The sequence below is a fragment of the Pseudomonas sp. BN414 genome, assembly GCF_029871275.1.
Lineage (GTDB): Bacteria > Pseudomonadota > Gammaproteobacteria > Pseudomonadales > Pseudomonadaceae > Metapseudomonas > Metapseudomonas resinovorans_C.
The window spans coordinates 49,499-60,166 of record NZ_SSOL01000054.1 but is presented as its reverse complement, the minus strand read 5'-3'; the positions used below and the strand labels follow the sequence as shown (position 1 = coordinate 60,166).

At 65.6% G+C, this 10,668-nt stretch carries 13 protein-coding genes; 6 read left to right on the top strand and 7 right to left on the bottom strand.

Annotated features, from left to right (window positions below; translation table 11 throughout):
- Positions 1-221: 221 nt before the first annotated feature.
- From E8E95_RS10835 to E8E95_RS10810, 6 genes are all read left to right on the top strand, one after another.
- Positions 222-1,583: a hypothetical protein gene (locus E8E95_RS10835; protein ID WP_280349885.1), complete on the top strand. Its 1,362-nt coding sequence runs from the start codon at positions 222-224 to the stop codon at positions 1,581-1,583.
- A gap of 39 nt (positions 1,584-1,622) precedes the next feature.
- Positions 1,623-3,851 carry an Ig-like domain-containing protein gene (locus E8E95_RS10830; protein WP_280349883.1) on the top strand — a complete coding sequence of 743 codons (2,229 nt, stop codon included), beginning with the start codon at positions 1,623-1,625 and terminating at the stop codon, positions 3,849-3,851.
- A 10-nt stretch (positions 3,852-3,861) separates the two neighbouring features.
- On the top strand, positions 3,862-4,332 hold the full coding sequence (locus tag E8E95_RS10825) for a curlin (RefSeq protein WP_280349881.1): 471 nt from the start codon (positions 3,862-3,864) through the stop codon (positions 4,330-4,332).
- 52 nt (positions 4,333-4,384) lie between these two features.
- Positions 4,385-5,767, top strand: a complete 1,383-nt coding sequence (locus tag E8E95_RS10820; protein ID WP_280349879.1) for a curlin — start codon at positions 4,385-4,387, stop codon at positions 5,765-5,767.
- A gap of 44 nt (positions 5,768-5,811) precedes the next feature.
- Entirely contained in the window at positions 5,812-6,108 is a 297-nt protein-coding gene (locus E8E95_RS10815) for a hypothetical protein (protein ID WP_280349878.1), read from the top strand.
- Between the two features lie 769 nt (positions 6,109-6,877).
- Complete coding sequence (locus E8E95_RS10810) at positions 6,878-7,276, top strand: transcriptional regulator (RefSeq protein ID WP_280349876.1); 399 nt, start codon at positions 6,878-6,880, stop codon at positions 7,274-7,276.
- A gap of 21 nt (positions 7,277-7,297) precedes the next feature.
- Here E8E95_RS10810 and E8E95_RS10805 read toward each other — a convergent pair whose 3' ends face one another.
- The 7 genes from E8E95_RS10805 to E8E95_RS10775 form a co-directional block, all read right to left on the bottom strand.
- Positions 7,298-7,606 (bottom strand): hypothetical protein, encoded by a 309-nt coding sequence (locus tag E8E95_RS10805; RefSeq protein WP_280349874.1) that lies wholly within the window; start codon positions 7,604-7,606, stop codon positions 7,298-7,300.
- A 77-nt stretch (positions 7,607-7,683) separates the two neighbouring features.
- On the bottom strand, positions 7,684-8,529 hold the full coding sequence (locus tag E8E95_RS10800) for a CsgG/HfaB family protein (protein ID WP_077527345.1): 846 nt from the start codon (positions 8,527-8,529) through the stop codon (positions 7,684-7,686).
- 27 nt (positions 8,530-8,556) lie between these two features.
- Positions 8,557-8,958: a curli assembly protein CsgF gene (locus E8E95_RS10795; protein WP_280349872.1), complete on the bottom strand. Its 402-nt coding sequence runs from the start codon at positions 8,956-8,958 to the stop codon at positions 8,557-8,559.
- Positions 8,955-9,347, bottom strand: coding sequence for a curli production assembly/transport protein CsgE (gene csgE / locus E8E95_RS10790; protein ID WP_179059735.1), 393 nt, complete (start codon positions 9,345-9,347; stop codon positions 8,955-8,957). Before csgE ends, E8E95_RS10795 begins: the two co-directional genes overlap by 4 nt.
- Positions 9,344-9,832 carry a type II secretion system protein gene (locus E8E95_RS10785; protein ID WP_280349869.1) on the bottom strand — a complete coding sequence of 163 codons (489 nt, stop codon included), beginning with the start codon at positions 9,830-9,832 and terminating at the stop codon, positions 9,344-9,346. Before E8E95_RS10785 ends, csgE begins: the two co-directional genes overlap by 4 nt.
- Entirely contained in the window at positions 9,819-10,193 is a 375-nt protein-coding gene (locus E8E95_RS10780; RefSeq protein ID WP_280349867.1) for a prepilin-type N-terminal cleavage/methylation domain-containing protein, read from the bottom strand. The genes E8E95_RS10785 and E8E95_RS10780 overlap by 14 nt, the downstream gene beginning before the upstream one ends.
- A 2-nt stretch (positions 10,194-10,195) precedes the next feature.
- A complete protein-coding gene (locus tag E8E95_RS10775; protein ID WP_280349866.1) occupies positions 10,196-10,666 on the bottom strand; it encodes a type II secretion system protein in 471 nt (156 codons plus the stop codon).
- Positions 10,667-10,668 lie beyond the last annotated feature (2 nt).

Here is a 10,668-nt window from a genome sequence, read left to right as displayed (position 1 = left end):
CCCCACTCCCCCACCACCCCCAAATTCACCCAGTTGTGGGGAGCCTCCCCCACCTCGGCGACCTGCTCGGCGGATTTTTCTGTAACGGCCGTGAGCCAGTTACGGCGCGGCTTTGCGAGGTAATTTCGAAACACTGGCACGGTCGTTGCGAAGGGCCGATCAGCCAGCCTGTGACGACGCGATTCCGCAGGGAGGCGCCCACATTGCAAGAGGAGACGCTCATGCAACGCACATTCTCCAAGGCCACCACCTCGTTCCTCCTGATCGTCGCGGCAGACCAGGTTCCCGCTGCCCTGTTCGATGTCGACCGTGGGGAATACCTCCCCGAGCTCGGCTACTTCGCCGCCTGGTATCAGGACACCCACGGCCGCACCCTCGACCTCTGCCTGTCGAAGACTGTTAGCTCACGGGTAGCCGGCGCCCCTGGCGCTCCTAGCTACATGTGCTCGCTGCTGCCGGAACCAGGCGTCTTCAACGATGCACTGCCGTTGGTGTTCCCCACCAACTTCCCGCCGGAAGCCTTCTGGTTCACCGCCGACGCCGCCATTGCCGATGCGGCCAGTGGTATCGACCTGTCGTACGGGGCCGCCATCGAAGCCGCATTCGCCGTTGAAGAACCCGCGGATGGCGACCAGATCAGCTTCGCCCGTATCCGCATCCGGGTGGATGTCCCCACCATCGGTACCTACACCATCACCCACCCCTACGGCGTCGAAGTCTTCGAAGTGACCGCCGCCGAGTTCGGCACCGATGGTGGCCGGGCGATCAACATGACCCGCGACATCGGCATCGGCGCGCCGAAGACCTATGACGGCGCCCTGGGTGGCGACATCGGCCCGTTCCTGCGCAGCGTCAATGGCCCCTACATCGAGGTGAACCCCGAAACCAGCGCGACCGAGCGCTTCATCGGCGACCCCAACCTGACCGAGCCGGTCACCGGCAGCCCGTTCAACACCAACTACGTGCGCATCCAGGGTCCCGGTGGCATCGACGTGCGCACCAACCTGTTCGCCATCTCCGGCAAGCTCTCCGATGTGCAGCGCCCCACCCCCGTGATCGTCCAGCGCTCGACCTACTCGCGCGGCACCGGTGAAGCAGGTGCCAGCGCCCAGCAGGAGGTCTTCGTGATGGCGCCACCACCACCCGGCACCGCGAGTTATGACGACGCTGGGGGAACCGCAGTGGCCATGACCGAGGCCAACTCCACCGGCAACTGGTACGGCCAATCCACTGGCAATCCCTCGACGCCGGCCAGCGTCACCATCAATGCCGAGAACAGCATCGCCATCCCGGAAAGCACGCCGACCACCGTCAGCGCACCACTGGTGGACCTGGTGCGGATCCAGAGCGCCGAGTACAGCCTGACCTCCGGCCAACTGACCGTGGTGGCCAGCAGCAGCGACGAGACCTCACCGCCCGAGCTCACCGCCACCGCCAGCAGCGGCGCGAGCATCGGCTCGCTCACCGGCGAGGGCGCCACCAAGACCCTGATTACCGGCGTCACGCCCACCCCACCGGCGACGGTCACCGTCACCTCGGGCAGCGGCGGCAGTGACACCGAAGAAGTGGTCATCCTTCCCTAAGCGAACCCAGAGCCGAGCGCTCAAGCGCCAGGAGGCAACATGAATAAGTGGCCCTGCCTGCTTCTCACTACCCTGGGTCTCGCCGTCGAAGGTATCGACATGGCGGAGGCCGCCCTCGAGGCGGTCCACCTAGGCCCTTACACCGCATCCACCGGTTACTTCCCACAGTGGTACCAGGACAGCGACGGCTTGAGCCTGGAGCTTTGCCAATCCAAGGCACTCAGCCCCACCGGCGGCTATATGTGCACCCTGCTGCCGGAACCCGGCCAGTTCGATGACCTGCAGCCGATGGTCTTCCCCAACAACTGGCCCAGCGAGCTGTTCTGGTACATGGCCGAGGCCAACATCCCGGCCAATGCCGCCGGCTACGAGTTGGAGGTCTACACCGCCGCCATCGAGGCCGCCTTCGCTCTTGAAGTCCCCCGCGTCGGTGACCAGCAGGCCTTCGCCCGCATCCGCATCCGCGCCAATATCCCCGTGCCGGGCACCTACATCGTCACCCACCCCTACGGCCAGGAAACCTTCACCGTGACCCCGGCGCAAGCCGCCGACAGGGGGGGCCGTCGCGCCATCAACATGACACGCGATATCGGCATCGGCGCTCCAGGCGTCTTCACCGGTGCCGTCAATGGCGATGTCGGTCCCTTCCTGAAAGGCCCGGGTTATCCCTATCCGGCCTCCAACCCGGAAACCGGGGAAGCCGAGCAATTCATCGGTGACCCCAACGTTCCCTCTACGGTGACCGGCAGTCCCTTCGACACCAACTATGTCGAGATCAGCGGCCCGGCAGGGACCATCCGCACTGAGCTGTTCTCGGTCTCCGGCAAGGTGTTCGATTCCCGCGCCGCCACCGCAGTGGAAATCGAGCGGGCCAGCTACCGGCGCACCAGCCAGGGCACTCGCCTGGAAGTGTTCGCCAACGGTCCGGCCAACTCCGAGTTCTGCTACCGGGAAACCCTGGAACTGGTGACTGGCGGTACCAAGCCTGCCTGCCTGAGCGACATGGAGAACGACGGCAGCGGCTACTTCTTCGCCCACAACCCGTCGCCGTCAGTCATTCCGCCCTTCGTGGTGGTCACCGGCACCGACCCGGCCAACGTCACCAAACCGACCTCGGTTTCCCGTGAAGTCACCGACGTGGTGAAAGTCAGCACTGCACGCTACAACTGGGCCGATCACTCGCTGACCATCGAAGCCAGCTCCAGCGATGAGACGCAGATTCCCGATCTCGCCGCCCAGGGCTTTGGCCGCATGACCAAGGCCGGTGTCCTGCAGACCCTGCGGGTGACTGATCTGTCCCAGCCGCCAGCCGTGGTCACGGTGAAGTCCGCCGCAGGCGGTGCCGATACCGAGCCGGTGGTCGTCGTCGGCAGCGCGCCAGCGGAAGTGCCGAACCAGCCGCCGGTGGCCGTGAACGACAGCGCCAGCACCAGCTTCGGCGTACCAGTGACGATCAGCGTGCTGACCAACGACAGTGATACCGACGGCGACGTGCCGCTGAGCATCACCGGCCTGAACCCGCCCGCCCCCGGCTTCGGCACCGTGGCCATGAGCGGCAGCGCCAACGTCGTCTATACCCCGCCGCCGGTGGTCAACAGCCCGCTCACCGCCACCTTCACCTACCGCGCCCAGGATTTACGCGGGATGGAGTCGGCGCCGGCGACCGTCACCGTCACCGTCAGCCCCAACCAGCCGCCTGTGGCCACCGCCGATACCGGCGCGACCCTCGGCGTACCGCTGACCCTGAACGTGCTGGCCAACGACAGCGATCCGGAGGGCAACGCGCCGCTGACCGTGGTCAACCTCACCCAGCCGTCCAACGGTCAAGGCATCGCGAGCACCAACGGCACCACCATCACCTACAACCCGCCGGCCAACGTCACCACTGCCTTCACGGCCACCTTCGCCTACCAGGTCCAGGACGCCTTCGGCGCGCTCTCCGCCCCGGTGAGCGTGAGCGTGCAGGTGTCGCCGCCACCGGCCGCTGCGGAGAACTTCACCGTCGCCACCAACGAGTTCACCCTGCGCTCCAACAATCGGGTGACCTGGGCCCTGGACGGCACCAGCTCGGTCACGGTAGGCAACGCCGTGCGGGTGCAGGTGACCACCACTACCGGCCTGCTGGACCTGGGCTCGGTCGTGGTGCCGCTAAGCGGACGCTGGCGGATGTCGGTGACCACCACTGGCGCGGTTCCGACCGCAGCCCCTACGGCCACCATCACCACCTCGCAGGGCACGGTACGCACCGTCACCCTGGTTCCCCGCTAGGAGCCTGGCCATGAACTCCGCCGTCCTGTCGCGCACCGTCCTCCTCCTGGCCCTCGGGCTCGGAAGCGGCGTGCCGCAGGCGGCGGACCTGATGGAGAACTTCGACCTGGCCGGTGGCAACACCGACCTCGCCAGCCCGCAAGGCGCACCGCTGGACCAACAGGCTCTGGTGCGTCAGCTGGGCGAAGCGAACGTCGCGCTGCTCACGCAGAACGGCCAGTCGCTGCTGGGTCAGATCATCCAGAACGGCAGCGACCAGGAGGCCTACATCCTCCAGGAAGGTGTGCAAAACCTGGCGTCCATCTCCCAGCAGGGTACGGGCAACCAGGCGTTCATCTCCCAGAGCGGCACCAATAACCGCGCCGGCATCGACCAGGTCGGTGCCGACAACAGCGCATCCATCGTGCAGTCCGGGGACGGACTGAACAGCAGCGTTACCCAGTATGGAAACGGCCTCAGCGTGCAGGTGATCCAGCACTGAAGGCGCACTCACGATCCAATGACTCGGGGGACCGTCCCCAGGAGGCAACACCATGTTCCAGTACAAACCGCTTGCCGCAGCAATCCTGGCCCTGGTCAGCATCCAGGCCTTCGCAGATGACAGCCAATCGACCCAGACCCAGAGCGGCCTGGAAAACGTCGCTGAAGTGCAGCAGGCCGTTGCATCCTTCAGCACCGCCACCCAGGACCAGACAGGCGATGGTAACAACGCCTTCGCCGACCAGAAGGACGGTACCGGCACCGTCTCCCAGACCCAGAACGGCGAGTACAACGCCTCCACCGCCGTGCAGAACACCGAAACCGGAAGCGATGTCACCCACCTCCAGAGCGGTGAATGGAACATTGCCCACAGCGAGCAATGGTTCAACGAGAACAGCCACGCCAACGTGACCCAGAATGGCAGCGAGAACGAGGCGTTCAGCTTCCAGGACAGCGAGATCGGCAGCACGGTCAACATTACCCAGGCCGACCAGCAGAACATCGCCGCTTCCGAACAGGTATTCGGCACCGACAACGTCACCACCATCAACCAGAGCGGCACCCACAACCAGGCGGCCACCTGGCAGACGGACCAGACCGGCAGCCGCGTCGAGGTCCTGCAGTCCGGAACCGACAACGAGGCCTACGTTGATCAGACCGGCCCCGGCCTCGACAATCAGGCGGTGATATTCCAGAGCGGCGACACCGGCTACGCCGAGATCTGGCAGACCGAGCAGGACGGCAGCCTGGCCACCATCGACCAGGGCGGCGGCGAGTTCAACGAAGTGATCGTCGACCAGAGTTTCGGCTCCGGCAACGTCGCCACCATGACCCAGACCGGCAACGCCAACGCCGCGTGGGCCGACCAGTTCGAATCCACCGACGCCACCAGCACCATCACCCAGACCGGCGACAGCAACCTCAGTCTGACCTACCAGAACGGCGTGAGCCTCAGCCTGACCATCGACCAGAACGGCAACGACAACAACGTCTATGCCAGCAACTGGCAAGGCGCCCAGGAAGGCGGCCAGTTCGGTGAAAACCAGACTGTGGCACTGACCCAGAACGGCAACGGCAACACCGCCAACTTCACCCAGGAAGGCAACTTCAACGAGCTGTATTTCGACCAGACCGGTGACGACAACACCCTGGCGGTGGCCCAGCGTGACGGCGGCAACCTGGCGGAAGGCTCCAGCGAAGGCATCGGCAACAACGTGGAAATCGACCAGGAGGGCAGCGCCAACCTGAGCCAGGTGTTCCAGAGCGCAGGTGGCGGCAACAGCGCCATCATCAGCCAGGCCGACATGAACAACATTTCCGTCGTCACCCAGGTGGGCTGGGACAACCAGGCCTCTGTCACCCAGAGCAACTTCAACCAGAACTCCGTCATCGACCAGAACGGTACCGGCAACAGCGCAATCGTCGTCCAGCAGTAATCCCCCAATACCGCCGCCCCTCCGTGGGCGGCGGTCTTTTTCCCATGCTCCTCGCCGCCCTGCTGGCCAGCGCCAGCCTCCAGCTTTCCTCCGATGGCACCGGCCAGGCCGAAGTGCGCCTGTGCTTCGACAACCCCACGCCGACCATCCGCTACGAACTCCAGGTCACCGCCCAAGGCCCGGCCGGCCGCAGCCAGTCTCGCCAGAGCGGCCTCGCCGACCGCCCCTGCCCCGTGCAAAACCGTCTCGACCTGCCCGCCGAAACGCGGGTGGAAGCCCGGCTCAGGTGGTGGGTGGACGGGGTGGAGCAGGCAGAGCGGGTGGAATGGGTGCAGTTGTAGGGGCGCGGTCCCAAATCTCCCGGCCGCCCTCATACACAGGGCTTCTCCTTGTGGGGGCGAATTCAATCGCCAAGCAGGACGCAGTCCTGCCCAACCGACTTCCAGCCGACCTGAATCCACCCTCTCCCCCGGCCCCTCTCCCGCAAGCGGGCGAGGGGTGACGCGCGCCTGCACCACCCTGCCCGCACGGGCTTTCACTTGTAGGGGCGATTTCATTCGCCAAGCAGGACGCAGTCCTGCCCAACCGACGTCCAGCCAGCCTGAAACCACCCTCTCCCCCGGCCCCTCTCCCAGAGGGCGAGGGGTGACGCGCGCCTGCACCGCCGTGCCCACCTGGGGCTTCACCCTGTGGGGGCGATTTCAATCGCCAAGCAGGACGCAGTCCTGCCCAACAGACTTCCAGCCAGCCTGAAGCCACCCTCTCCCCCGGCCCCTCTCCCGCAAGCGGGCGAGGGGTGACGCGTGCCTGCACCACCCTGCCCACAGGGGCTTCCACTTGTAGGGGCGAAATCATTCGCCAAGCAGGACGCAGTCCTGCCCAACAGACTTCCAGCCGACCTGAAGCCGCCCTCTCCCCCGACCGGACTTTCTGTAGGAGCGAGCTTGCTCGCGAATGAGGGTGCTCGGGCTGTTCGCGAGCAAGCTCGCTCCTACCCATCCGTGCCGTAGGGTAGAAATCGCTCCTGCCCACCTACCACTAACACCATTCACCCGAACCCCACTCCTCTCCCAGCGGTCGCAGCTTCACAGACACCCGAGGAGCGATGCCATGAAACACCACGATTGGGAGATGCTCGAACTGCTCCTGCACAAGGTCCAGGAATCCGCCCACGTCGCCTATGCGCCGCGCGAGTATGTCGCCGAGCTGGTGGAGGATCGCCAGGCTGCTGGCCGAGCAGTAGGTGGCAACCTGGATCAGCTGAAGATGCAGGCGGCCGACTACGAATCCCTGCTGTTCAATAACGGCTTCATCGAAAGCCGCCCCGAGGACCAGGGAGGCAATGGCGAGAATTTCGTGCTTACGCCGCGTGGCGTGCGGCTGCTGGAGCTGATCAACAGCAGCTTGCCCGCCCACCTGCAATATCGGCAGATGCTCGATGCGCAGGGAGAGACGGCACTGGAACCGGGGGTTTTCGACCATATCGCCGCCCAGGCGGCGCGCGCCTGAGCGACGTGGCTGCCGCTGGCATCAATAGACTGGCGGCGCTTCCGGCAGGACTTCCGGATCAGGGATGTAGGGCATCGCCCAAGGGTCCAGGTCGCGACCCTCACGCTGCAGGTCGGCGCGGGCCTGGGCGATCACCCCGGCCAGCCGCAGCGGGTTGGCGTACTGGGTGCTCTGGATGTTCTCGATGGACAGGACCTGCTGCCCGTGCAAGTCATGAACCGTGAAGCTGAAGCTGTCGTCCGCTTCGTTGCTCCTGACCTTGCAGCCGTAGGGTACGAAGGCTTCGCTGGTCAGGCGCATGGCGGTGTTACGGGTGATAGGCGTGGTCATGGCGGGCTCTCGCTGGGTAGTCACACAAAGGTTGACCACCCGTACGCGGCAGCGGGTTCCGCCCTGACGACGGAGGGTCAGTGGATGGACACCTGCGCCCCCATGTATTTCTTCAGCGAGGTCTGTTCCACCGGTTCGTTCCCGGCCGCCGACCACAGCCGGCGTTCCACGCCCTGGGCGATCAGGTGGGCGACGGCGGATTCGATGGCGGAAAGCACGCAGAGCTGCGCCGGTTCGTTGGTGGTGTAGCCGGCTTCGGCCTCCAGCAGCTCCTTGAACTCGATGAACTTGAAGACGCTGGCGTTCTGCCCCACCGAATAGATGGTCTTGGTGGTCATCACGTTGGCCAGCACCGTGCCGCTGCGCACGTCCACCGCCCGCAGGTTCACCGAGACCTGGTCGACCCGGTACTCGTGGGAGGCACCGATGCCGAGGTAACGGGCGCCTTCACCGCCGCTGCGCACGTTGGTGTCGTAGGCGATGATGCCGCCTTCCAGCAGCAGGTTGGCGGCCTGCAGCGGCGGCAACTGGGTCTGGATGTTCGCCGGCGTGTTGGGCTTGTTCTGCGAGGCGCGGATGATCTTGCGCTCGGTCAGCACGTTCTGCAGGCCCTCGCGCTCCAGCACCATGAACCAGCCGCTGGCCTGCAGCGCGTCCACCAGCATGCTGGCGGCGCCCTGGGTGACGCTGGTGGAGAAGGAGCTGGCCGGGGTCGGCTTGTATTGCCCGGTCTGGTCACGGAAGCCGTACACGGCCGCCACCAGGCGGCCCTTGGGCCGGGGCAGGTTCAGCAGGTCGTAATAGGTTGAGGCACGCGGGGTCAGCGTCGGGGTCTGGCCTTCGGTGTCGGCCGACATCGGCTGGCGCAGGCCGCAGCCTTGCAGGGTAGCGAGCAGCAGGACCAGCATCAGCACTCTGTTCATGGTGGTGGCTTCCTGTCGATGCCTGGATTAAGGGAGCAGGCCGTTGACGACGACTTCCGAAACTTCGCCGGTGGCACGATCGGTGATCTCGATGGTCAGCTGACCCCCGTCGTCGATCATGTTGATGATGAAGGACTCGGTGGTGAGACTGCCGGTGTTGCCTTCTTCGATATTGGTCAGCAACTGCGACAGCAGGCGCGATTCCAGCGTGCTGGTGAAGCGCTCCAGGGCACTCTGCCGGCTCGCTGTGGAACCGGAATCCGGATCGTCGTGATCGTTCTGTGCCTGGGCGTTGTTCAGCAGCCAGGTGCCATTGAGGGGGTTGCCGCCGAACGCGGGGTTGACCGGGGTGTACACCAGTTCAGTGGCCTGGACCGTTCCGACCAGGCCGAACCCGAGCATCCACAGGGCAAGTCTGTTCTTGTTCATAGTTCGTCCCTCTCCATGTCATGTGTGTCTTGCAGGAGGCGTTGCAGCTTCGTTTGGGCGATGGCCTCCAGCACCAGATCCGCCGCTGCGTAGGCAGTGGGTTGCAGTTCCGCGGTGTTGGGCGGGAGAAACTGGCGGTAGAGCACGCGTTGCTCGTACTCCACCCAGATCAGGCTGCCCCAGCGGGCATCGGGGCGTTCGCGCACCACCAGGTTGAAATCCAGCTTGCTGGTGTCGCGCAGGCGCTCGCTGAAGGAGCGGTAGAAGTCGTGGCCGATGTGGGAAATGGTGTAGTCGACGATGAAGCCCATGATCTCGTCTTCATCGGCGCGTGCCGTGCCCAGCGCGCAGCACAGGACGAGGACGGCCAGCAGCGGTGCGCGGTTCATGGCATGGCCCTCGCTGGCGTGTTTTCCATGAAGGCCTTCTCGGCGACGAAGCGCCAATCGGCGAAGCTGCCCGTGCCCTCGAACTCCACCCATTGCGCGGGGAAGTGCGCCTGTTTCAGCGGGCGCTGTCGGGACTGGCTGAAGAGGCCGGCGATTCGACCGTCGAAGGAGCGGATCAGGCCCCAGTCGGCGCTGCCGGTGATGGGGTCGGGATAGAGCTGCCGCAGGTGGCGGACAGGCTCCGGGAAGCGATTGTCTTCCAGCAGTTCTTCCAGGCTCGCCGGGTACTGCGCCACGCCCGGAGAGGCCCGGTAGTAGCTGCGCAGGGCCTGGGCGTACTGGCTGCCGACCCAGAGCAGGTCGCGCTCGCGGGCGCGCTGGCTGCTGGTGGACCAGAGCTGTCCCGCGCCGGCCAGTGCCATCCCCATCAGCATCACGAGGAAGAGCACGCCGAGGTAGGTGAAACCCTGCTCACCAGTCCGCATAGAGGCTCCCGTCCCGCGCCCGGCCGGGGGCGCCGCTCTTGACGTCGTAGACGCTGCCCGGCGCGCCTTCCGGGGGTGGCAGTAGCACCCACAGATCGCTGCGCTCGGTCATCGGGTCCTGTGGCAGGGCGCGCAGGTAGCGCTGGGCAACCAGCTCCTCTATCGAATCAGGATAGCGTCCGGTGTCCCCGTAGAACTGGTCCAGGGCCTCACGCATGACCGAAAGGCTCTGCCGCAGCGTGGTCTCCTTGGAGTTCTCCAGGCTGGAGAAATAACGCGGCACGGCAATGGTCATCAGCGTGGCGATGATGGCCATGACCACCAGCAGTTCGATGAGGGTGAAGCCCTTCTGCCGAGTCATCTTCACCACTCCCGGTAAGGCGTGCCGTTGAGGCCGCGGCCGGCGGCCATGGAGTAGACATCGAACACGTCCACGCCGGGGCGCGGGTCGTCCGCCGGGCTGGTGTAGGCGCGCAGGGCCCAGTTTTCCTCGGGCTCCAGGCGCGCGTCGGCGAAGGGATCGCGGGGGATGCGGCGCAGGAAGTAGATGCGCTCGCCCTTGATGCTGCGCAGGTCACGCACGCCGTCCACCAGCACCTGCAATGACGCCGGGTAGCCGGAGCTGGCGGCGGATTTCTCGATATGCCCGGCATCGGCCGCCAGCTTGTACGCATCGATGGCGTCGCGGATCTCGTAGAGCGCGGCCTTGAGCTCCTGCTCCTTGCCGCGCTGGATCACGGTTTCCGCCAGCGGTGCGGCCATGCTGGCGAGCAGGCCGAGGATGGCCATGGTGATCACCAGTTCGATCAGCGAGAAGGCAGCCTGGCGTTGCATGG